The sequence below is a fragment of the Pectobacterium aquaticum genome, assembly GCF_003382565.3.
Lineage (GTDB): Bacteria > Pseudomonadota > Gammaproteobacteria > Enterobacterales > Enterobacteriaceae > Pectobacterium > Pectobacterium aquaticum.
Genome location: NZ_CP086253.1, coordinates 1,931,964 through 1,954,042, shown reverse-complemented (window position 1 = coordinate 1,954,042; position 22,079 = coordinate 1,931,964). Strand labels below are relative to the sequence as shown.

General features: G+C 52.2%; 19 protein-coding genes. 2 read left to right on the top strand and 17 right to left on the bottom strand.

From position 1 onward, the window contains the following. Positions 1–9: 9 nt before the first annotated feature. Genes mukE through cmoM form a run of 3 tightly spaced genes read right to left on the bottom strand, consistent with a single transcriptional unit; the run spans position 10 to position 2,820 of the window. Positions 10–732 carry a chromosome partition protein MukE gene (gene mukE / locus DMB82_RS09120; RefSeq protein ID WP_102116300.1) on the bottom strand — a complete coding sequence of 241 codons (723 nt, stop codon included), beginning with the start codon at positions 730–732 and terminating at the stop codon, positions 10–12. After that, on the bottom strand, positions 713–2,038 hold the full coding sequence (gene mukF, locus DMB82_RS09115) for a chromosome partition protein MukF (protein WP_116163428.1): 1,326 nt from the start codon (positions 2,036–2,038) through the stop codon (positions 713–715). The genes mukE and mukF overlap by 20 nt, the downstream gene beginning before the upstream one ends. Further along, a complete protein-coding gene (gene cmoM, locus DMB82_RS09110) occupies positions 2,035–2,820 on the bottom strand; it encodes a tRNA uridine 5-oxyacetic acid(34) methyltransferase CmoM (protein ID WP_102116298.1) in 786 nt (261 codons plus the stop codon). The genes mukF and cmoM overlap by 4 nt, the downstream gene beginning before the upstream one ends. A 166-nt stretch (positions 2,821–2,986) precedes the next feature. Here cmoM and elyC point away from each other — a divergent pair, with 166 nt between their 5' ends. Further along, entirely contained in the window at positions 2,987–3,835 is an 849-nt protein-coding gene (gene elyC / locus DMB82_RS09105; protein WP_116163430.1) for an envelope biogenesis factor ElyC, read from the top strand. On the opposite strand, the gene DMB82_RS09100 is transcribed toward elyC, so the two are convergent. The 12 genes from DMB82_RS09100 to DMB82_RS09045 form a co-directional block, all read right to left on the bottom strand. Then, positions 3,787–4,680: a YcbJ family phosphotransferase gene (locus DMB82_RS09100; RefSeq protein ID WP_010309630.1), complete on the bottom strand. Its 894-nt coding sequence runs from the start codon at positions 4,678–4,680 to the stop codon at positions 3,787–3,789. The two genes, elyC and DMB82_RS09100, sit on opposite strands and share 49 nt — an antisense overlap. 397 nt (positions 4,681–5,077) lie before the next feature. Further along, the gene (gene pelN / locus DMB82_RS09095; RefSeq protein ID WP_116155624.1) at positions 5,078–6,391 is read right to left on the bottom strand and encodes a pectate lyase PelN; all 1,314 of its coding nucleotides are present in this window, start codon (positions 6,389–6,391) and stop codon (positions 5,078–5,080) included. Positions 6,392–6,697: 306 nt separating this feature from the next. Further along, entirely contained in the window at positions 6,698–7,450 is a 753-nt protein-coding gene (kdsB, locus tag DMB82_RS09090; RefSeq protein WP_102116294.1) for a 3-deoxy-manno-octulosonate cytidylyltransferase, read from the bottom strand. Continuing rightward, positions 7,447–7,629 carry a Trm112 family protein gene (locus tag DMB82_RS09085; protein WP_005967647.1) on the bottom strand — a complete coding sequence of 61 codons (183 nt, stop codon included), beginning with the start codon at positions 7,627–7,629 and terminating at the stop codon, positions 7,447–7,449. Before DMB82_RS09085 ends, kdsB begins: the two co-directional genes overlap by 4 nt. A 111-nt stretch (positions 7,630–7,740) precedes the next feature. Further along, the gene (lpxK, locus tag DMB82_RS09080) at positions 7,741–8,742 is read right to left on the bottom strand and encodes a tetraacyldisaccharide 4'-kinase (RefSeq protein ID WP_116163432.1); all 1,002 of its coding nucleotides are present in this window, start codon (positions 8,740–8,742) and stop codon (positions 7,741–7,743) included. Then, positions 8,739–10,487: a lipid A ABC transporter ATP-binding protein/permease MsbA gene (msbA, locus tag DMB82_RS09075; RefSeq protein WP_102116528.1), complete on the bottom strand. Its 1,749-nt coding sequence runs from the start codon at positions 10,485–10,487 to the stop codon at positions 8,739–8,741. The genes lpxK and msbA overlap by 4 nt, the downstream gene beginning before the upstream one ends. 37 nt (positions 10,488–10,524) lie before the next feature. Beyond that, positions 10,525–12,798, bottom strand: a complete 2,274-nt coding sequence (locus tag DMB82_RS09070) for a ComEC family protein (RefSeq protein ID WP_116163528.1) — start codon at positions 12,796–12,798, stop codon at positions 10,525–10,527. 357 nt (positions 12,799–13,155) lie between these two features. Beyond that, positions 13,156–13,473: a PTS system regulator TmaR gene (tmaR, locus tag DMB82_RS09065; protein ID WP_005967626.1), complete on the bottom strand. Its 318-nt coding sequence runs from the start codon at positions 13,471–13,473 to the stop codon at positions 13,156–13,158. 122 nt (positions 13,474–13,595) lie between these two features. Next, positions 13,596–14,354 carry an iron ABC transporter ATP-binding protein gene (locus tag DMB82_RS09060; RefSeq protein WP_116163434.1) on the bottom strand — a complete coding sequence of 253 codons (759 nt, stop codon included), beginning with the start codon at positions 14,352–14,354 and terminating at the stop codon, positions 13,596–13,598. Beyond that, positions 14,351–15,358, bottom strand: a complete 1,008-nt coding sequence (locus tag DMB82_RS09055; RefSeq protein ID WP_102116291.1) for an iron chelate uptake ABC transporter family permease subunit — start codon at positions 15,356–15,358, stop codon at positions 14,351–14,353. Before DMB82_RS09055 ends, DMB82_RS09060 begins: the two co-directional genes overlap by 4 nt. Then, complete coding sequence (locus tag DMB82_RS09050) at positions 15,345–16,307, bottom strand: ABC transporter permease (RefSeq protein ID WP_102116290.1); 963 nt, start codon at positions 16,305–16,307, stop codon at positions 15,345–15,347. The genes DMB82_RS09055 and DMB82_RS09050 overlap by 14 nt, the downstream gene beginning before the upstream one ends. 22 nt (positions 16,308–16,329) lie before the next feature. Next, positions 16,330–17,274, bottom strand: coding sequence for a siderophore ABC transporter substrate-binding protein (locus tag DMB82_RS09045; protein WP_420875179.1), 945 nt, complete (start codon positions 17,272–17,274; stop codon positions 16,330–16,332). Positions 17,275–17,577: 303 nt separating this feature from the next. Between DMB82_RS09045 and sbcB the strand changes: the two genes are divergently transcribed. Continuing rightward, complete coding sequence (gene sbcB / locus DMB82_RS09040; protein WP_116163436.1) at positions 17,578–19,005, top strand: exodeoxyribonuclease I; 1,428 nt, start codon at positions 17,578–17,580, stop codon at positions 19,003–19,005. 61 nt (positions 19,006–19,066) lie between these two features. Here the strand turns inward: sbcB and DMB82_RS09035 are convergent, their stop codons facing one another. After that, positions 19,067–20,437, bottom strand: coding sequence for an APC family permease (locus DMB82_RS09035; protein WP_095699252.1), 1,371 nt, complete (start codon positions 20,435–20,437; stop codon positions 19,067–19,069). 622 nt (positions 20,438–21,059) lie between these two features. Then, complete coding sequence (locus DMB82_RS09030) at positions 21,060–21,815, bottom strand: flagellar brake protein (RefSeq protein WP_116155630.1); 756 nt, start codon at positions 21,813–21,815, stop codon at positions 21,060–21,062. Between the last annotated feature and the right edge of the window lie 264 nt (positions 21,816–22,079).

The following is a 22,079-nucleotide window of genomic DNA, read 5'->3' as shown; positions in this document are numbered from 1 at the left end:
GATAAGCTCTTATTCATCCTCGCCCGTTTCTGGCGCGGTATCATCGGTGCGATCATTGTCATCGCTGTCATCTTTCAGCGACAAACTACCTTCAACAGGCATCGCTTCACCATCGCGAATCATGCGTAGCTGTGCTTCGCGGGCATCATCGCCGCTGCGCACATCAGCCCCGAAGCGGAACACCGATTCAGTAATTCTGAATTTGCTGCTGTCATTGCCCATAAAGTAGATCATGCCTAACCGACGTAAGCGGTTAAGCGACGTTCTGACTTTTTCCTGCAATTTTTGGCGATCCAGATCGGAACCGGTCGAACGCTGGTTAACCAGCTTCAGCAGTTTGCTTTCATCCGCCAGACTCAGCAGCTCTTCATACAGCTCCTGCTGGCTGAAAATGCCTTCGTGCGCCAAACGTTCTGGGCTCAGATAGAGATAGCAGAGAATTTTCCCTACCATCATATCCAGTTCAGACAGCACCGAGCGAGCGATCAGCGTGGTAGAGCGCGGACGCAGATAGAAGAACCCTTCCGGCGCGCGAATCAGTTCCACGTTATAGCGGCTGTAGAACGCTTCCAGCACCTCCTGGAAATCCATCAAAAATACGTGGTTTTCCAGTTCTTCAATGCCAACATGACGCCCGGCGCGCAATTGGCTGTCCAGCGCAGGAAAGAGAGTATTCGACAGCGCGGTTGCCAGCTTCACTGGCATAAATTGTTCAATATTTGTCGATGACATGGGCCTGCACCTTGGCTCCGTAATCATTGATCGCCTGCCACAATGCAGGCAATCCGGTGAAATCTGTTTCGGCTACGCCCAGACGTACAGCCTGGTCGACCACGATTCGGGCAACATCAAAATGCCGCGAGCGAGGATGCTGCGCGAGGTATTCACGCATCACTTCACTCAAATCCAGCGGAATCTGTTGCGCTTTATATTTATGCAGCGCCTGCTCGACCAGCGCGATAAGCTGCTCGCGCATTTCACTAAACTCTTCGTATTCCAGCTCCGGCGGCAGTTCACCGGTGACTTCTTCACTACGCAGCGTCAGCTCTTCGTCGCGCATATCCAGCATGCGATCGGCATTGGCGAACGTCAGCGCCCAAGGACTATCGAAATAGCTCTGCACCGACTGACGCAACCGCTGGGCAAAGACGCGGTTTTTATCCATATCAATCGCGGTACGGATAAACTTATGTACGTGGCGGTCATAACCAATCCACAGATCTATCGTCTGCTGTCCCCAGCTCACGATGCGATCGAGTTTGTTTTGCAGGTCAAATACCAGCTTGTCGACAAATTCCAGATTATGCGGATTATTCATAATCGCATCCTGAATGCTCAACAGGCTCGTCTGCAATTTGTCGCCTGCGGCTTCCAGCGTATCCTGTAGCTCACGCAGCGTCGATGACGTTTCCGTCAGCAGTTGTTCACAGCTACTGATCGCGGCTCGCCAGTCCTGATTTAACAGCGCGGCGATATCGTCTTTAACGCCCTGCTGCTGCTCATCCATTACGCGCTGTGACAGATCGATACTGTCAAAAATTTCTGCAACGGAATATTTCAGCGGCGCAAATACGTTGCGGTGCCAGTGAAACTCATCGCCGTCTTCCTCCGCCGCATCGGCTGCACGACTGAGTTCTTGCGCCACGATAGAGAGCTGCATGGAAAGACGCAGCGTCGAGAACTCACGCTGCCGAATGTAATAATCGGTAATGCCAATCCCCAGCGGGGTCAGACGATAAATCGCATGACCTTCGGCCTGTTCGCTGGTAAAACGGTTAAGCAAGCGCTGGCGCACCAGATCGTTAATCGCGTTATTGGCGCGAAGGGTAATGGTTTCGTTCGTCTGATCAAATCCCTGACTCACGTGACGGAAGGCATCAATCAACTCACCTTCACTCATTTCACCATCCATGCGTTCGCCGTTAAGCGTGGCAATCGCCATCAAAAACGCCAGACGTTCGGTGGGGAGAGAAATGGAGAAATCGTTTTTTCGTGCCCAGGCGACCAGTTCGGGTACAGTCTGGGAAAAATCACTCATAATGCATCCTTCAAATGGGGTTTATGCGCCATGACATGGATATAACGGCCCAAACTCACAAAAGGCTCTTGCCGACAATACCGCTGTTCAATCTCCAGAATGTCGTCAAATTTCTCAACTTGCTGCTGTTTGTTTTTCAAGTAGTCATGAAACACGCGCACGCCAGTTTTCCCGCTAATGGTCAGCCCCATCTCATCAAGCCAGCCGTACACGTCTTGCGGGTTCAGCGGGTGATCCGGCGAGAGCGAGCGCCGTTTGCCCTTAGGCATTCCGGCCTGAACATAATCAAAATTGCCCACCACCATGTTACGCATCAACAGCCCATGATGGTTATAGAACATCAGGGACAAGGCACCACCCGGCGACAGGCAATCGTACAGTGTTTTCAGTACCTGCTGCGGTTGCGCGACCCACTCCAGCACCGCATGGAACAATATCAGATCGGCGGGGCTGTCCATATAGTGCGCGACATCCTGTGCGGCACACTGCACAAAACGCATATTATGGGTAACGCCCTGCTCCGCTGCCGCATTTTTGGCGCGCTGAATCATCTCACCGGAAACATCGCACAACAAGACCTGATGTCCTAAAGCCGCCAGACGACAAGCCATCTGCCCTTCACCGCCTCCCGCATCAAGGATGCGCAAAGGCCGTGCCGGAAGTCGGGTCAAAAGATCGCTAAGATCCTGCCACAATACCGCCAGCCGAAGTCTCCCCTTCGTCGTGCCATAGATATTCTGAGCAAATTTTTCGGCGATATCGTTAAAATTGCGATCCTGCATCAGTCATTGTTCCGCATCATATAAACGGGGATCTCGTGCAGGACATGTCTGCGCGATGCGATTTTTTACAGTCTGCCATTTTGGCACAGGCTGGCTTAGAATAAATGGCCTTACCGCATGATATCTTCCCAAATGCGGTTTTTTCACTCAAAAGGAATGCAATTTTATGCTTTTCACACTCAAAAAGTTCGTCGGTGGCCTTCTTCAGCCCCTGCCATTGCTATTGCTTCTGATGGGTGTTGGCCTGTTGCTGCTTTGGTTTACCCAGCGGCAGCGCACGGGGAAAACGATAATATTAGCCAGTTGGCTGATGCTTATTCTGCTCAGCCTACAACCTGTTGCCGATCGACTTTTATTACCACTGGAATCACACTACCCGACCTGGCGACAGACGCCACAGGCGAGCAAAGCCGAGTATATTGTCGTGCTAGGCGGGGGATATACCTATAACGCAGAATGGGCACCCAGTTCTAATCTCATCAGCAACAGCCTCCCGCGCGTCACGGAAGGGGTTCGCCTTTATCATGCCAATCCCGGCGCAAAATTGATTTTTACCGGTGGAGCCGCTCAGGGGAACCCTGTCAGCAGTGCGAAAACCGCGGCACTGGTCGCCGAAAGCTTGGGCATTCCCCAGCAGGACATCATCATTCTGGATACGCCAAGGGATACGGAAGAGGAAGCGGCGGCAACGGCTAAGATTGTTGGCGAACGCCCTTTCTTGCTGGTGACCTCAGCCAACCATTTACCTCGCGCCATGCGATTCTTCCAGGCTCAGGGGTTAGCGCCGATTCCCGCGCCAGCCAACCAGATGGCGATCACCTCCGCGCTCAACCCGTGGGAAAAAGTATTCCCTTCCGCTTACTATTTATCGCACAGCGAGCGAGCCTGGTATGAAACGCTCGGTCGCCTCTGGCAGGCACTGAAGGGAACCACGGCAGCACCGCACGACGCGGAACAACCGCAGGCTCACTCCAGCCAAGGGGACAACTCACGGGAAGCCACATCAAATAGCTGACGGTCTAGCTGTCCCGTGTGGATATAGCGGGATACCGCTTCCCAAATGACATATAGCCAGCGCCGGTAGACAAAGGATTCAGACACCGGTGCCTGTTTCAGATAGTGATAAAGCAACTGCTCCGGCATGCCGGACTCACAAAGGCGGAAGAGTTCATACTCTCTGGGTGCCCACAGCATCATTCCCGGATTGATCATGGCCAATAGCTGATCGCTACGTGCGTCCTTCAACATACTGCGCAGCGACAGGTTACCGTGTACCAGCACGCAGCCATCTTCGAAATCCTCAAACAGCATCTCTAAACACTGGCGCGAACGATAAAGCACGCTCCGGTCCTGCTGCGTAAGCTGTGGCGCATTGACATTGAGCAACGTGGACCACAGGACTTCCAGACGCTGTTGATACCAACTGAACCAATCATTGTCCTGCGTGCTGTCCACCGAACCGACGCAGCCATGACTATCAATTCGGTGCCAGGCCAATACATTTTCAACGATTTGGTCCATCAGCAAGGTCCAGCGCTGGCCGCTTCGTGGTGGCGCTTCCACCGACACACCGCGCAAACGCTCAATCAGCAGCAGTTCCCGATAAGGCTGCTGTTGCGTCAGCACCAGCCCGTAAACGGTTGGCAGACGCACGTCGCCCTCACGCGCCAGCATCGAGAGTTTGTAAGCTTCCTGCTGTGCCACGCCCTGACAAACATAACTTTTAGCCAACAAAGGAATGGCGTTGCCTTCTTTATCATACAAGGCATACAGATCCGCATACGGCTGTTCGCTTATGCGCTCAAGTCGGCTGAGGCTTTCCCCTAACACCGTACTGAGTTCCGATTTCAACTGTTCCATAAACGGCGATACCTCAGTTGAGCCAAATAGCTCCATTCACCATGATGCGGTGAGCGGATGACAAATACTTCAACGCAGATCAAATATACTCGTCATACTTCAAGTTGCATGTGCGTTGGCATCGTTCAGTCACCCGAATCACTTACCTATGTAAGCTCATCGGGATGAAATGAGAGACATCCTGTCTCTCACCGAAGGCCAGCCTTTGGCTGGTCAAATTCGTTCCCGACGAATTTGTCCCTCGCTTGCCGCCTGCCTGAAACTCGAATTATTTAGCGTATAAGCGGGGATCTCATGACGGCAGGGAGCACACCCTGCCGGGGTTGTTGCAGCGATATTCCCTGCCCGTCAGCAGGGAATATCGAGAGTGATAGGCTAGCGTGTTAATACGTCGCCATTATTCGCGTTCAAAGGCACCCAGGTCTGGTGCTGATCCTTTATAAGGCAGTTTGACATCGCCACCCTTGTTGATCAGCGCGCTACCTGAAGCAAGACGCAGACTCTTCAGCACTGGTAAACTGCCGTCGGCCTGACGCGGTGCATCCCATCCGGTCACGGACACGCTCTCGAAGTCAGAATCTGATACTGCAATTTTCAGATCCCACGAGTTATAGCGCATGTTCGCGCCATCGGAGAACGACAGGTCTTTACCACCGTGAGAAACGTTGTTGCGTAGCGTACCCAGCCCAATCGCTTTTCCGTTTGCATCGATGCCGCGGATAGTAAAGTTCGGGTTATTTTTATAGCCCGTGTTGTTAAAGAAATCGTTCGCTACCGGATGGTGATTGGCATAAAAACCCGCTGCTTTATTTAAAAACGCCACCGAGTTACGCACGGTATGCTTCACCGCATTCGCCACATAAACACCGCCGTAGCCACCGATTTTAAAACCGTTACCGTTACCCGCAGCCAGTGATTGTGTCGTCCCCGGTAAATAACCGTGCGACCAGGCCCAGGAATTTTCAATGAGCACCGGAGAATAGGCATTAATTAAATCGAAGCCATCATCCGAGTTTGACCACGCCCGGCAACCGCGGAAAATATTACCCGGTTGGTTAGCAGGGATATGCGCACCAAAGCCATCACCACTTTGGCCAGCACCATTAGAGGTCAGTGGATCGTAATTATGGTGAGAGTCACTATTCAATACCAGGTTATTCCCACCACGCTGGATGAACAGCCCGGTTCCCATAATATGGTGAATATTCAACTGCTCGAATATATTATTGCTGCCCCTTATCCACACCCCCCAGGATTCATGGTTAAGGTTATTACGCTGTGGGACACCGGTTATTTCCAGCCCTTTTACGGAAACCCAATCTGCAACGACGTTGAACCCTTTAACCCGGCAATCATCCTGCATCTGGCTGAAATCAAAAATCGGCACTTCCCCGCTAGAGGCCCAATACTCAATGCGCTTACCTTCAGTGCCGCTCTTACTCAGCGTGATCGCGTTCACCACATCGGTACGCGTCGTACAGACGTTTAGCCCTTTGGTAAATACATATTTACCGCCACGGATCCACAGGCGGTCGCCAGGGTTTAATGTTTTCTGTGCACGGTCGATTGTTTTCCAGGGCGAGTTTTTACTGCCGTTATTCGCGTCGTCGCCGTTGGGAGCCATGTAATAAACCGCCGCGCTGCTGCCCGCGGCAGCCCCCATTAACATGCCGCCGAGAAGAATTTTTGCGATGTAACGTTTAGCATTCATATCATTACCGTCCTTAGTTGAAATAACAAAACGCCATGCAAAAACATGGCAAATTGATAGTAGCATTTAACTATGAAAATAAAAGTTCCCCTCGCGATGATTCAATTCAGCATGGGAATAAACCATCCGCATAAATAAAGCGACGCCGCGTAATTTAAGAATTTTTAAGAATAGTTATCTAAATAAGTGCTAAATAATTTAAAAGATAAAGTATCCTATTAAGAGAAACATCATGGGGGAAAGTCTATTCCGGCAAGAGAATAGATTCCCCCATGACGTGCTTATAACAGGCGGGTATGGTAGGACTTACTGACTCGCCATGACATGCCGTACGCGGGCCAGATCTTCTGGGGTATCCACGCCGACGCTAGGAATGGCTTTGGCGACCGCAACATGAATCTTCTCGCCGTACCACAGCACGCGTAGTTGCTCCAGTAATTCGATTTGCTCCAGTTGGCTCGGTGCCCAACTGACATAACGACGCACAAAGCCCGCACGGTAAGCATAGATACCGATATGGCGCAGGAAGTGATCGCCAATGGTTTCCTTAGACTGAGCAAAACGCTCTCTGTCCCAGGGAATCGTCGCACGGGAAAAATACAGCGCGTATCCCTCTGCGTCGGTAACCACTTTTACCGCGTTCGGGTTGAATGCTTCTTCGCTGGTTTCAATCGGCACCGCCAGCGTTGCCATTCCCGCTTTACTGGCAGCAAGGTTTTCCGCCACCTGACGAATGATAACCGAAGGAATGAGCGGTTCATCGCCCTGAACGTTCACGATGATGTCATCATCAGTAAAACCGTAACGTTCGATGACTTCAGCCAGACGCTCCGTACCAGAATTATGATCGGCACGGGTCAGGCACACTTCTCCACCGGCTTGCTGCACGGCAGCCTCGACGTCGGGATGATCGGTGGCCACAATAACGCGCTGTGCCCCCGATTCCAGCGCTCGTTCCATCACATGGACGACCATTGGTTTGCCGTTGATGTCCGCCAGCGGTTTACCCGGCAGCCGGCTTGACGCAAAACGCGCAGGAATGATCACAGTAAAGGTCATTGTGTTATCTCATCAGCCCCCAGTTTACGCGCCTCATTTTCCAGCAGCACAGGGATACCATCACGAACCGGATAGGCCAAACCATCGACCTTGCATATCAGTTCCAGTTTCTCTTTATTAAAGTACAGCCGACCATTACAAACAGGACAGGCAACAATCTCAAGTAAACGGTGATCCATGCTTCCTCCATATTTGGCCGATCGATGACCGGCATATTCTTTCTCGCTACAGCAGCGATCTAATAAGGTGATACCCACAAGGGATATCTGAAACCGTGGTAGCAGACCAATTTATGCTCTGCTGCCCGCATTCCGATTAAGCACATGTTCCAGTTTGTCGAGCAATTGCGTGCCGTAGGGCTCGGCTAACACGGCATCGACGGGCAGATACCACCAGTTACCCTGAGCAAACGCCTTACATTTTACGGCATCTTTTTCCGTCATTAGCAACGGTTGCATCGCATCCTGAGTCAGCGAGTCGAGCTGTTCTGGCTGGTACGATTGATGGTCAGCAAAGGCGACTTCACGTGCAATGCTAACGCCAGCCTCGCGCAGCGTCGCAAAAAAACGCGGCGGATGTCCGATGCCTGCCATCGCAACGACATCATGCAACTGGTTCAGCGGGCGGGATTCACCAGAAAGCAAATTAACCGCCATACCTGCCGTGAGTGTCATGCCTATCTCGTTTGCGCGCGGCGTGCCGCCGTTAACAATAACGGCATCCACCGACGCCAGACGACTTTCTCTTTCCCGCATTGGGCCAGCAGGCAGCCACCATCCGTTGCCAAAACGCCGCACTCCGTCAATCACCACCAGTTCGATATCTCTTTCTAACGCATAGTGCTGTAATCCATCGTCGGTGATCACCACATCTAGCGTGTGCTGTGCCAATAATGCGCTCACCGCATCCCGCCGACGCGGGGCAACCGCCACGGGCGCACCGGTGCGCTGGAAAATCAGCACTGGCTCATCACCTGCCTGCGCCGTCGTGACCGACTCATCCAGTAGCAGCGGATAACGTTCAGCGTTCCCACCGTAACCACGTGATACTACGCCGACACGATAGCCTCTGCGTTGCAGCTGTTCGACGAGCCAAATGACGACGGGTGTTTTCCCATTACCGCCTGCCGTCAGATTCCCCACGACCACAACGGGAACGGGCGATCGCCAGCTTTTCCGCCATCCTAGTCGATAGCTCTGGCGAATCAGAAACGTGATGAGTCCGTATAGCCACGAAAGCGGCAGCAGCAGCCAATAGAGCGGCGACCGCCCAGACCAGATGCGCTCAATCATTCGCCAAACTGCATTCTATGCAGTTGAGCATAGGCACCGTTCGCCGCCAGCAAGGCAGTATGGTCACCACGTTCAATAATTCTGCCGTCTTCAACCACCAGAATCTCATCTGCCTTTTCAATCGTGGAAAGGCGGTGTGCAATCACCAGTGCGGTACGATCTTTTTGCAGTTCGTCTAGTGCAGACTGAATGGCACGTTCAGATTCCGTGTCCAGCGCCGACGTCGCCTCATCCAATATCAGTATCGGGCTATTACGTAATAGCGCACGGGCAATCGCGATGCGCTGCCGCTGTCCACCGGAAAGCATCACGCCATTTTCACCAATGATCGTATCCAGACCATGTTCCATCTTATTGATGAAGTCCATCGCATACGCCATTGTGGCCGCACGCTCGATGTCCTCACGGCTATAGTGCTCATTGCGGGCATAGGCGATGTTGTTCGCTACCGTATCGTTGAACAAATGAACGTTTTGAGAAACCAGTGCCACCTGATTGCGTAAGGAAGACAAACGATACTCACGTAGATCGTGACCATCGAGCAGAATTTCACCGGATTGAATATCGTAAAAACGCGTGATCAAACTGGCAATAGTCGATTTACCTGACCCAGAACGACCAACCAACGCCACCGTTTTACCCACGGGAATATGCAGATTGATATTCTTCAGCGCCAGATTTTCTCTTCCTGGATAGGCGAAATTCACCTGACGGAATTCGAGTTCACCTTTAGCACGTTCGATTTCCAGTTTGCCGGTATCACGTTCCTGTTCCATATCCAGAATGGCGAACAGCGTTTGGCATGCAGCCATACCGCGTTGGAACTGCGCGTTCACGTTGGTCAGTGATTTTAGCGGACGCATCAGCGCAATCATGGAAGAGAACACCACCGTGATCGTCCCAGCCGTTAAGGTTTCCATCACGCTGGGGAAACTAGCGGCATACAGCACAAAGGCCAATGCCAGCGAAGCAATCAACTGAATGATGGGATCGGAAATTGACGAGGCGGACACCATTTTCATGCCCTGCTGACGCATCCGGTTGCTGACCTGATCGAAACGTTTAGTCTCAACGTCCTGACCGCCAAACATCAGCACTTCTTTGTGGCCTTTAAGCATTTGTTCCGTGCTGGTAGTGACATGGCCCATCGTGTCCTGCATGTTTTTACTGATATTGCGGAAGCGTTTGGATACCACACGCATAGCAATCGATACGATCGGCGCAATCACAATCAGGATGATGGACAGTTGCCAACTGTAGTAGAACATCAGAATAAACAGGCCGATAATCGATGCCCCTTCCCTGACAACCGTAATCAACGCGCCAGATGACGACGCTGCAACCTGCTCCGAATCATAGGTAATGCGGGATAACAATGTCCCAGTTGACTGCTGATCGAAGAACGACACCGGCATACCCATAATATGGGAGAATAGGCGGCGACGCATATTCATCACCACTTTGCCGGAAACCCAGGAAACGCAATAGCTGGAAACAAAACCTGACGCCCCCCGCACGAGCATCAACCCAATGACGACCAGCGGCATCCACAGCAATACGGAACGTTCTGCTTTACCAAATCCCTCATCTAATAGGGGCTTGAGCAGAGAAAGCATTAACGTATCGCCAGCTGCGTTAATAATGAGTGCGATTGCAGCAGCAGCAAGCCCTGCCTTAAAAGGAGAGATCATCGGCCATAGGCGGCGAAAAGTCTGCCAAGTGGAGAGATCTTTATCATTCAGCATGTAGTGAACCTGAATCGGGAAGAAATAGCCGACTATTTTACTCATTATACCGCTCTACGCCAAACCACTGATGATACCAACGGGGCGATATGTGATCCCTGAACCGCAGAATGTGCCATGAATCGCTGAAAAAATGTGCACTTAACTGCCCGAATGACGCAGTATCCAGCCATGAGTAGCCATATTGCCGATATCGTTCAACAACCTTTACTGAAGGCAGGCGCCACGGGTTATAGCGCGCCGCAGAAGCCATAACGAATTCGGCATTAACCGCACGAATAAAAGGAGGCGACGAAGATGTCTTACTGCCATGGTGAGGGATTTGTAACAAATTCGCACGCAGGGCATGACGATCTAGCCTAATCAATGCCTTTTCCGCATCTAATTCCAGATCGCCTGTCAGTAAGACGCTGTATTTTCCATCATCAACGCGAATAACGCAGGAGTCGTTATTTTCCGCCCGTTCTACTAGCGCTAACGGCCACAGCACGGTAAACGTGAGATCCTGCCAACGCCAACGTTCGCCGCGTAGACAAGGACGATGATGCATCGCGTTGGTCGCGCTATATATCGTTGCTTCAGGGTAAGCCACCCGTAGCGTTTCCAACCCGCCGATGTGATCCCTATGGCTGTGGCTCAGAATAATGTTTTCCACGTCGACGCCCCGCCATCGCAGGTAAGGTAGAATTTCTCGCGTCGCCATATCGCCTCCTTCCCAGCGGTTTCCCGTGTCGTATAGCACTGCTTTCCCACGCTGCTCGATCACAATCGCCAGACCATGCCCGACATCCAACATGTCCACGCGCCAGTCCGGTTCATCAGTCTTTATGCGAAAAACCAGTAAAACCACAATCAGAGCACTGACACTCATCGGATAGACGAGCCACCAGCTAAAGCGCCATATCACCACCGCGCCCCAGCCCGCGACGCTCACGAGCAGCAGCGATGCATCAAGATATACCCACCCCGTCTGTAGATACGTCAGCGGAGCGAATACCACACGCAGCGAAATATCCGCCAGCCACCAGAGCATTTCACTCAGCGGCGCGAATGCCAGCGTGCTCAATGCCAGCAAAATGAGCGGCGTGGTAACGAAGGACACCAAAGGCACAGCCCAAAGGTTTGCGGGCAGCGAAGTGATACTGAAACCGTGGAAAATATGAAGCTGCAAGGGCATCAATAGCAGCGTGATTCCCGTTTGCAGGTGGACCCAGCGCAGCCAGAACCAGCGCCGTCGGGTCTGTAGCCGATGAGGAAGCGGTGCCCACTGAAACCAGAAAATGAGCGATGCGACAGCGAGGCAAGATAGCCAAAAACTGTCTGACAGTACGCTCAATGGATCGCTGACCAGAATCAGCGCAACACACCATAGCCAGACCTGCCAGGCTGAACCGTTGACGCTCCACACTTTTAGGCAAACCCATACGCTAAGCGCCAGTGCCGATCGCACCGCAGGCGGATTTCCTCCTGCCAGCCAGACATATCCCCAGGCAGCCACAGCGCTCGTCAGTAATGGGAAGCGATAGCCAATCCACTGCACAGGAAAGCCATACTGTAACGCCCGTGCCATTCCCCAACCCACTAGCCCCGCAAGTACGATATGGAGGCCAGAGATCGCCATCAGGTGCATCGTCCCAGTATTCTGAAGTAGCGCCTTGAGTTCCGGGCTAACCGTTTTCATCTCACCAAACGTCAGCGCCAGTAAAATAGAACGCCACGCTAATCCCTGCACCTGCTGCTCCGCCTGTATAATCGTGCGCTGGCGAAAGTCACACTGGCTATCAACCGCCTTTGCCGTTATCACACGACCCGACACCGGTTGCCGTTTGGCTATCGCCCAGCGTTGGCTATCAAAACCGCCTTCATTTAGTCGACTGTGAATAGGTCGTAGACTGGCGGTGATTGCCCAACGTTGACCACCACACCAGTTTTCCATCGCCGGAGATAAGGTCAGTTGGGCATATAATGGAGGGAAGACTCTGTGCTGATTGATCTCTTCCAGCCGCACCGTGATCAAATCATCATCATGCTCATTGAACCGAATGCTACTGATCGTCACGACAGCGTTAACCTGACCCTGCGTAACGCGCTCGATTTGTAACAGTAAAGTTTGAGCATTCAACGATGCCCAGCAAAAACTCATGGCAACAAGCGCCACGCAGCGTATCCCCGCGTGACGATATCCGGCTAACATCACGCAGGTGGATAGCCCCATCCCCCACCACAGCAGCGTTGGTGCGGGGATCTGCGGTAAAAAAAGCAGCGGCAGAATACCCAGCACACTCGCCAAAGCCAGGCTATTGACTGACATCGTCCCTTTTACTGACATCGTCCTTTGCCATGACACATATTTCTCTCTTTCCCTGTGGTTCGCGCTGAAATGTTGCAGTAATCCAAGCGGATGCAACAGGACAAAAAATTCAGGTAGGGAAACGCCTCGCAAAAAAGCGATAGTCTTGCGAACAATGGCATCCAGCGTGCGAGCTGGATTCCAATTCTCTGAGCGTTAGATACGATCATCAGCGCCAAACTCATCGGCGCCAAAAACAGGTAACGTGTAGAAAGGAAAAGCGATGGAACAGGACTAAAAGAAAAAGGACCGCAGAAGCGATCCTTTTACAGGCGCTATTTACTGTAACGTTGTTTACAGTAAAAGCGGTGGGTCAGGTTACTTAACTTCACCCATCGCTTTCAGCTTTTTAGACAGCTCACGGCGTTCTTTCGACAGATCGGCGTTTTTGATGATGTAGTCATCGACGCGATCTTCATAATCACCGCGCATATTAGCGATGATGTTCTGTACGTCCTCAATGGACATGCCAGGTTTAAGATATTCACTCAGGTTGTCCAGCAGCAGAACGCGCTTCTGGTTATCACGAATTTTCTTCTCGTTGTCGACGATTTCACGCTGAAGTTTGTTTTTACGACGAAACATACGCACGAATTCCAGCACATCCTGGAAACACGGCTTAGTGTCCTTATCCATCTTTTACCCTTACCTTAAGTCATACATAAATTCTTTATGCATTCACCATACAGGTTATACCCAGCGTCTTTCAAGCAGTGCTTACGCCCTTTGCGTTAACACCTCGCTGAGCGGATACTCTGTCATCGATAATATACCGCGATACGCTGATTATGAACCTGCTCGATGGCCACTTCCGTATCGAAAATATCTTCCAACACCTCGGATACCATGATGTCTTCCGGTTTTCCCGTGTAGATGATCTGCCCTTTGCGCATCGCAATAATGTAATCCGAATAGGCGGAAGCAAAGTTGATATCGTGGATAACCAGCACGATGGTTTTGCCTAGCTCGTCGGCCGCACGGCGAATCTGCTTCATCATCGCTACGGCGTGTTTCATATCCAGATTATTCAGAGGTTCATCCAGCAGCACGTATTCCGTGTCCTGACACAGCACCATCGCGACATAGGCCCGCTGCCGCTGGCCGCCAGAAAGCTCATCTAAAAAGCGATCTTTCAATTCGGTCAGATTGAGGAACGCCAGCGCGGCGCTGATACGTTCACGATCGTTAGCATTCAGCCGCCCTTTGGTATACGGATAGCGACCGAACCCTACCAGCTCCGCTACCGTTAAGCGACTGGTAAACTGGTTTTCCTGCCGCAGCACGGACAAACACGTCGCCAGCTTATCGCTTGGCGTGGTCATCACGTCCATGCCGTTGACTTTGACCTGTCCGCGATCCGCGTCTAGCAGGCGACTGATGATGGACAACAATGTCGACTTCCCTGCCCCATTCGGGCCGATAATCGACGTGACGCCACCACGCGGCACCGTCGCCGTGACATTGTTTAATACCTTAACGTTATTATACGTTTTAGTTACATTGCCGATCTCAATCACACGGAAACCTTTTTCAGTAGCAACACAATAAACAGCGATCCACCCACAAATTCGATCACGACCGACAGCGCTCCAGACATATCCAGAAGATGCTCAAGCACCAACTGTCCGCCAACCAGTGAAATCACGCCCAGCAGGAAAGCCGCGGGCAGCAACAGGCGATGCTGGCTGGAGCCAATCACTAAATAGGCAAGGTTCGCGACCATAAAGCCCAAAAAGGTAAGCGGGCCGACCAGCGCCGTTGAAATGGCGACCAGCACGGAAACCAGCAGCAGAATGACCGTGACGCTGCGCTTGTAGTCGATGCCCAGGTTAATCGCGTTATTACGCCCCAGCGCCAGCACATCAAAGCGAAAGCGCATACGCCAGATCACCACCGCGACCACCAGCGTAATGCCAACCGACAGCGCCACCAGTTCAGGCACGGTACGGGTAAAGGTGGCAAACATCCGCCCCTGTAGAATGGCGAACTCACCGGGCGTCAGCAGACGCTGCATTAAGCCCGCCATGCTGCGAAACAGCGTGCCGCAGATAATCCCGACCAGTAAAACCAGATGCAGGTTATTGCGGCTGCCGGTAAACAGCCAGCGGTACAGCAGCGCGGAGAAGAGGATGAGCAGCAGCGTCTCAAGAACGAATTTGCCTTCAACGCCCAGAGCCGGAATACCGCTAATGCCGAAAACAAACACCAGCGAGGTCTGAATCAGGATAAACAGGGCTTCAAACCCCATAATTGATGGCGTCAGTACCCGGTTATTCGTCACCGTTTGGAACAGCACCGTCGACGCGCTGGCAGCAAACGCCACCAGCAGCATCGTCGTTAGCATCAGCCCGCGGTGCGTCAAAATATAGCGCAGGTTGCTGCCTAGATTGATGGTCATAAACAGCACGATCACCACGACAGCCGCAACAGCCAGCCACATCAACCGCTGCGTCGGCGATAACCCCGCATGTTTTTCGCTGACGGTTCCGGTCAGCACCGTATTACGTTCATTGACTGACATGGCGTTTCTGGCTTAGCAATAAAAGAAGGAAAACGGCAGCGCCAATGACGCCAAGAATCACGCTCACCGGAATCTCGAAAGGGTAGCGAATCACGCGGCTGATAATGTCGCAGCACAGCACCAGACCGCCGCCAAGCAGGCACACCCAAGGGATCGTTTTGCGCACATTGTCGCCCATCATCATGCTGATCAAGTTCGGCACGATCAGTCCGATAAACGGCAAGCTACCCACCACCACGACCACCACGCCGCTGACGATGGCGATAATGCTCAGCCCCATCAGCATCACCTGCCGATAGTTGAGGCCGACATTGACGGAAAATTCACGCCCCATGCCTGCGACCGTGAAGCGGTCAGCAATCCAGCAGGCCACCAGCGTTAACGCACCAACCAGCCAGAGCAGCTCGTAACGCCCTTGCAAGACACCGGAGAAATCACCAGATTCCCAACTGCCGAGCGCCTGTAGCAGATCAAAATACATCGCGCCAAACGTGGTGATTGAACTGATAACCGCACCCAGCATAATGCCGACCAGCGGCACCACCAGCGCGGATTTCAGCACAATTCGCTGTAGCAGCATCATGAACAGGAAGGTACCCGCTAAAGCGAACAGGCTCGCCACCACCATTTTGGTGAAAATCGTCGCGCCGGGCACGGCGATCATCACCACCAGCAAACCTAAGCTAGCCGACTGTGTGGTCCCCGCCAGAGACGGTTCGACAAAACGGTTTTGCGTCAGCAACTGCATGATGAGACCCGCCACACTCATGGCACTGCCTGCCAGCAGCAACGCTAGCGTGCGGGGAACGCGGCTGATAAAGAAAATATCGCGCATTTCCGGGTCGTTCCAGACGGCCTGCATGTTCAGTTGCCCTGCCCCAACAAACAGGCTGACAACGATCATGCAGGCCAGAAACGCAAGACCCAGCGAAGAGTAAAAAGACTTCATTGATTCTGCCGTAACCCTGCCGTTATTGCTTATCTAACGCGTCGCTGACGGTAGTCACGAGGTTTTTATAGCTTTGCAGCCCCCCAGCGATATACAGCGATGCAGAATCCAGATAGATCACGCGATTGTTTTTCCAGGCGTTGGTTTTGTGAATCAGCGGGTTATCCAGCACCTGCTGGGCCGATTCCCCACCCGGGCGACCAATCGCACTGTCACGATCGAGGATGAACAACCATTCTGGGTTCACGCTCAGTAAGAATTCGGAGGTCACCACGTTGCCATGACGCCCGGATTCAGGAAATTCGGTCGCCGGTTTAAAGCCCAGCTCATCAAACACGAAGCCAAAGCGCGACTTAGGACCGTAGGCCGACATCTTGCCGCCGCTGACCATCAGAACCAGCGCATTGCCTGCTTTTTCTGTTTTGGCACGCGTTTGGGCGATCTGCTGCTTGAAATCATCAATCTGTTTTTTCGCTTCATCTTCTTTGCCGAAGATCGTGCCCAGTTGTTCGATGCGCTGGATAAAGCTCGTCATAAACTGGTGCTCATCCACATCCATCGAGATCGTCGGTGCAATACCGCTCAGCTTCTCGTAGGCGTCGCGCGTACGTCCACCGGCAATAATCAGATCGGGCTTCGCGCTGCTCAGCGCTTCATAGGCAGGTTCAAACAGCGTCCCGGCGTTCAGGTAAGTATCGCTGTTGTATTTTGATAAAAACGCAGGCAGTGGCGTGCTGCTTTTGGGTACACCGGCAATCCCTTCAACCTTCAACGCGTCCAGCGTATCCAATGAGGCAGGATCAAACACCATCACTTTCTTCGGCGGCTGTGGAACCTGAGTGGTGCCCTGCGCATGCTCAATGCTGACCGTGTGGCTTCCTTCTGAAGACGATGCCTGCTGATCGCAGCCGGTCAGAACAAACATAGATGCCAATAACGTCGCCTTCACTGCAAACGTTGCATTCAATCGCACCGCATTTAACCGCATAAGTGTGTTCTCCATTTCGCTGTTTGTCGCCGAATGCTACCCCGCAGCGGACGCTACGCGGCAATAAAGAATTTAATTATCATTCGCATTAAAACGAAAATTGTAACCGAATGGACACAGTCATGCCTAGCGATTATGTCTACCCTCCTATTGATGTAAGTCAGGGAAGTGATGCAAATCAGGAAAGCGCCACAGAAAAGTCGATTCAATGGTATCCTTGCCGTTTTCCAGATTGTTTTGCCTGATTTCAGGCTTAGCGCGCACACGTAGCTAACTGCATATATGGCCGAGAAAACACAACCCACTTTTTTCATACACGACTACGAGACGTTCGGTAAGCATCCGGCGCGCGATCGCCCCGCGCAGTTTGCGGGTGTCCGTACCGATATGGATTTCAATATTATCGGTGAACCGCTCGTCATTTATTGCCGTCCGTCGGATGATTACCTGCCAGAACCGGAAGCGGTAATGATCACCGGAATTACGCCGCAGGTCGCGCTGGCAAAAGGCGTCAATGAAGCGGAGTTCGCCCGTCAGATCCACGAAGCATTCAGCGTGCCCGGCACCTGCATCATGGGCTACAACAACATTCGCTTTGATGATGAAGTCAGCCGTAATATTTTCTATCGTAACTTCTACGATCCTTATGCCTACAGCTGGCAAAACGGGAATTCCCGTTGGGATTTGCTGGATGCGTTACGCGCCTGCTATGCCCTGCGGCCGGAAGGTATCGTCTGGCCGGAAAATGATGACGGCCTGCCCAGTTTTCGCCTTGAACATCTGACAAAAGCCAACGGCATCGCGCACGAGCAGGCGCATGATGCGATGTCCGACGTTTATGCCACCATCGCTATGGCGAAGCTGTTCAAGCAGGCGCAGCCTAAGCTGTTTGACTATCTGTTCCCGCTACGTAACAAAAACAAAATTTCCGCGCTGATTGATATCCCGCAAATGAAGCCGCTCGTTCACGTGTCTGGCATGTTTGGCGCGGCAAGGAGCAACACCAGTTGGGTTGTGCCGCTCGCCTGGCACCCGGACAACCGTAATGCGGTCATCATGTGCGATCTGGCTGGCGATATGACGCCGCTGCTGGAACTGGACAGCGCAGCCTTGCGCGAACGGTTATACACCCGCCGGAATGCACTGGAAGCCAATCAGAGCGCGGTTCCACTTAAGCTAGTGCACATCAACAAATGTCCGGTATTAGCGCCAGCCAATACCTTACGGCCAGAAGACGCAGAAAGATTAGGGATCGATCGTCAACGCTGTCTGGACAATTTAGAGCTACTGCGTAACAACGCGAGCGTCAGAGAAAAAGTGGTGGAACTGTTTGCCGACGCCCCTGCTTTCACCGCTTCTGATGATGTCGATCTGCGGCTTTATGATGGCTTCTTTAGCGATGCCGACCGCATAGCGATGACGATTATTCAGGAGACCGCCCCGCAGAACCTGCCCGCGCTGGACCTCACGTTTGCCGATAATCGTCTGGAACCGCTGTTCTTCCGCTACCGTGCCCGCAATTTCCCCGGCACGCTGGATGACCGGGAACAGCAGCGTTGGTTGCAGCATCGGCGTGCGGTATTTACGCCGGAGCGCTTGCAGTCCTATCTGTCGGAACTCAGCAACCTGTATCAGTTGCATGAAGACGATAAAGAGAAGATGGCACAGCTAAAAGCGCTGTACGCCTATGCGCAGGAACTAGTGGGCTAAAGCATAAAAAAGCGGAGCGCACTGGCTCCGCTTTTCTCTTTTATGTAAGCCGTCAGTTTATTTAAACCGGCTCTTCACTACATTGCGGTACTGGCTGACGGAAGCTGCGCGTCACGAATGCCAGATAGAGCAATCCAATCGTTGCCCACACCAGACCCAGCGTCATTGAGCTGGCTTCCAGATTCACCCACAGCGCCCCCACCGTCAACGCGCCCAGCACGGGCATCACGAGGAAGTTAATGGTGTCTTTCACTGTGCGGTTACGGCGTTCACGAATATAGAACTGTGAAATGACCGACAGGTTCACGAACGTAAACGCCACCAGTGCACCGAAGTTGATCAGCGCGGTTGCCGTCACCAGATCGAACGACACCGCAGACAGTGCAATGACGCCAACCAGCAAGACGTTCAAAGACGGCGTACGCCATTTCGGGTGGATATAGCCGAAGAAGCGCTCTGGGAATACGCCATCACGCCCCATCACATACATCAGGCGAGACACGCCTGCATGTGCCGCCATACCCGATGCCAGCACAGTGACGCAGGAGAACACCAGAATAACGGACTGGAAGAATTTACCCGCGACATACAGCATGATTTCCGGCTGAGACGCATCCGGCTCTTTAAAGCGCGAAATATCCGGGAAATACAGTTGCAGGAAGTACGCCACGGCAACAAAGATCACGCCGCCGATCAGCGCCGTCAGGAAGATGGCTTTTGGAATCACCCGACCTGCATCCTGCGTTTCTTCTGACAGCGAGCTGATGCCGTCAAAACCGAGGAACGAGAAGCAGAGAATGGTTGCCCCGGTGATCATCGGCACGACGTGAGCATTCTCAGACCAGAACGGACGCGTACTAGTTAGCGTACCGGCACCTTCGCCCAGATAAACACCGTGAATCACCAGCCCCAGGAACACCGCCATGATCGCAACCTGCACCACCACGATAATGGAGTTCAGGTTAGCAACCAGACTGATGCCACGCAGGTTAAACAGCGTCATCAACCCGACCAGCGCCGCCACAAAAATCCATGACGGTACGCCGGGGAAGATCGCTTCCAGATAGATTTTCGCCAGCAGGATGTTGATCATCGGCATGAACAGATAGTCCAGCAGCGACGACCAGCCGACCATAAACCCGACGTGCGGGCTGATCGCTTTTTGCGCGTAGGTATACGCAGAACCCGCAGATGGGAAACGTTTTACCAATTTGCCATAGCTCAGCGCCGTGAACAGAATGGCGACCAGCGCAAACGCATAGGCAGTCGCCACATGGCCGTCGGTCAGGCCAGACACGATACCGAAGGTATCAAAAATGGTCATCGGTTGCATGTACGCCAGCCCCATCATAACGACAGGCCACAGCGTGAGCGTTCTTTTTAACTGAGCACGTTTTGCGCCAGCATTAGGCAGTTGAGAATCAAGCGACATGGCGCGCACCTCCGTCAGTCACAGCAAAAGCGGCACTGTTGTCGGCGAACACACTAAAAATAAGGGAGTGGATACAGGACTCGCCTGAATCACGATGAGAAGAGGTGGCTGTAACAGCACCAGAGATAACTTGCGACTGCGTCGCGCCATAACCAATACCTTTGCAGCACAAACCGGCGGGCACCGGTGCGAAACGTGTTAATTGCCCCATCTTTCCTTTCCTCACTGTGCTCACAGGCACACACAAAATTATCTATCCGGATCGTTGTCCGGCCTCTTTGGTTGAAGACCCTATACCCAGCCAACCTGAGCTACAGAGAAAGGTAAGAAACCACACCAATACCCCTGTAACCAGAAGGTTGACGAGCATAAATGTAAAAAAATAACCGACGCTATTAGACGTCGGTTATTTGCAAGGCGCGTATTCTGCACCACTCGATCTCATCTGACAAGGCTCTGAGAACGTTGGAAACCATTTATTTATCCCCACCCTTCTTCGCGCTGCCTGTACGTTGGCTTTTCGCATAACTTATCGGTAAATAAGTAGGATAAATAAGATAATACTCGTTATAAAAACGTTGCTGTTATGTGTGAAGCCCACACAAAAAGTGGTGCTTAAAAATTACCACTCCTGGAATCGCTTTTTCTTTTCGTTTTGTAATCTTTCCAATTCAAAAATCACCTGCTGAAGATCGCGTTCCTGCGCCGCGTTCAGTGAAGGGAACTTGAAGCTCAAACGCTGCGTCAGCTTCACTTCACCTTTGTTATCGACGATCTTCACCATTGCCTGACCGACGAACTGCAAATCAACACAGAAAAAACCGTGGTCAGCCAGATCCATCTCCACGCTCTTAATGATATCGCCTTCGGTCAACAGCCCCGTGGTATCACGGTCGGTATACAGGCTCAATCCTCCCAGAGAAAGATCTTTGATGGTGAACAGGAAAATGCTCTCATCCGGTAGTTCGCCACGGCACGTCAATGGCGGCCACAGCGGCGTATTGATGCGGAAATAGGTTCTACGCTGGATGAGATAAAGCAGTTCAGGAATCTGCGCGCTAAAGGCTGGCAGCCCGTCGTAGTCCACCGTTTTTGCAATTTCGGCATTAAATTCGACTTTTGCCCCTGCGGGTTCAGCGACAAAAGACAGTGCACCTGCATACAGCGCGCGGTTATTCTCACGCTCAATGCCGCCTAAATCGAAGACAAACAGGTTGTTGTCGGGTGCAACGTCAAGAATTTTACTGATAAACTGTCCATGAGGATGGTGAACCATCAGAGACGTAGCATTCTTCTTTAATTCGCGCAGCGTTGCACAGATGGCCAGTTTGTTGCGCTTAACAAACTGCTCTTTCAAATTTTCATCCACCGCTTTCATCCCCACCATTATTTACATGGACTATGTGTCAATGGTTTATATTGATGCACGCCTCTTCGTTATCTTTCAAGTCATGTGTGCCAACACGATGCCACCGCACTGGCTGCATATTGAAAACGATTACTCGGAGTCCCTGAAATAGCATGATACATACCCTAAATAATTCGAGTTACAGGAGGGTGGCAAGCAAAGAACACATTCGTCGAGAATGAATTTAACCAGCCAGCACAGAGGCAACTCGAAGTATGAGGGGTATAGTTAGTG

Coding starts and splice junctions, on each gene's coding strand:
- mukE (WP_102116300.1), bottom strand. CDS start 732: ATGTCATCGACAAATATTGAACAATTTATGCCAGTGAAGCTGGCAACC.
- mukF (WP_116163428.1), bottom strand. CDS start 2,038: ATGAGTGATTTTTCCCAGACTGTACCCGAACTGGTCGCCTGGGCACGA.
- cmoM (WP_102116298.1), bottom strand. CDS start 2,820: ATGCAGGATCGCAATTTTAACGATATCGCCGAAAAATTTGCTCAGAAT.
- elyC (WP_116163430.1), top strand. CDS start 2,987: ATGCTTTTCACACTCAAAAAGTTCGTCGGTGGCCTTCTTCAGCCCCTG.
- DMB82_RS09100 (WP_010309630.1), bottom strand. CDS start 4,680: ATGGAACAGTTGAAATCGGAACTCAGTACGGTGTTAGGGGAAAGCCTC.
- pelN (WP_116155624.1), bottom strand. CDS start 6,391: ATGAATGCTAAACGTTACATCGCAAAAATTCTTCTCGGCGGCATGTTA.
- kdsB (WP_102116294.1), bottom strand. CDS start 7,450: ATGACCTTTACTGTGATCATTCCTGCGCGTTTTGCGTCAAGCCGGCTG.
- DMB82_RS09085 (WP_005967647.1), bottom strand. CDS start 7,629: ATGGATCACCGTTTACTTGAGATTGTTGCCTGTCCTGTTTGTAATGGT.
- lpxK (WP_116163432.1), bottom strand. CDS start 8,742: ATGATTGAGCGCATCTGGTCTGGGCGGTCGCCGCTCTATTGGCTGCTG.
- msbA (WP_102116528.1), bottom strand. CDS start 10,487: ATGCTGAATGATAAAGATCTCTCCACTTGGCAGACTTTTCGCCGCCTA.
- DMB82_RS09070 (WP_116163528.1), bottom strand. CDS start 12,798: ATGTCAGTCAATAGCCTGGCTTTGGCGAGTGTGCTGGGTATTCTGCCG.
- tmaR (WP_005967626.1), bottom strand. CDS start 13,473: ATGGATAAGGACACTAAGCCGTGTTTCCAGGATGTGCTGGAATTCGTG.
- DMB82_RS09055 (WP_102116291.1), bottom strand. CDS start 15,358: ATGTCAGTCAATGAACGTAATACGGTGCTGACCGGAACCGTCAGCGAA.
- DMB82_RS09050 (WP_102116290.1), bottom strand. CDS start 16,307: ATGAAGTCTTTTTACTCTTCGCTGGGTCTTGCGTTTCTGGCCTGCATG.
- sbcB (WP_116163436.1), top strand. CDS start 17,578: ATGGCCGAGAAAACACAACCCACTTTTTTCATACACGACTACGAGACG.
- DMB82_RS09035 (WP_095699252.1), bottom strand. CDS start 20,437: ATGTCGCTTGATTCTCAACTGCCTAATGCTGGCGCAAAACGTGCTCAG.
- DMB82_RS09030 (WP_116155630.1), bottom strand. CDS start 21,815: ATGAAAGCGGTGGATGAAAATTTGAAAGAGCAGTTTGTTAAGCGCAAC.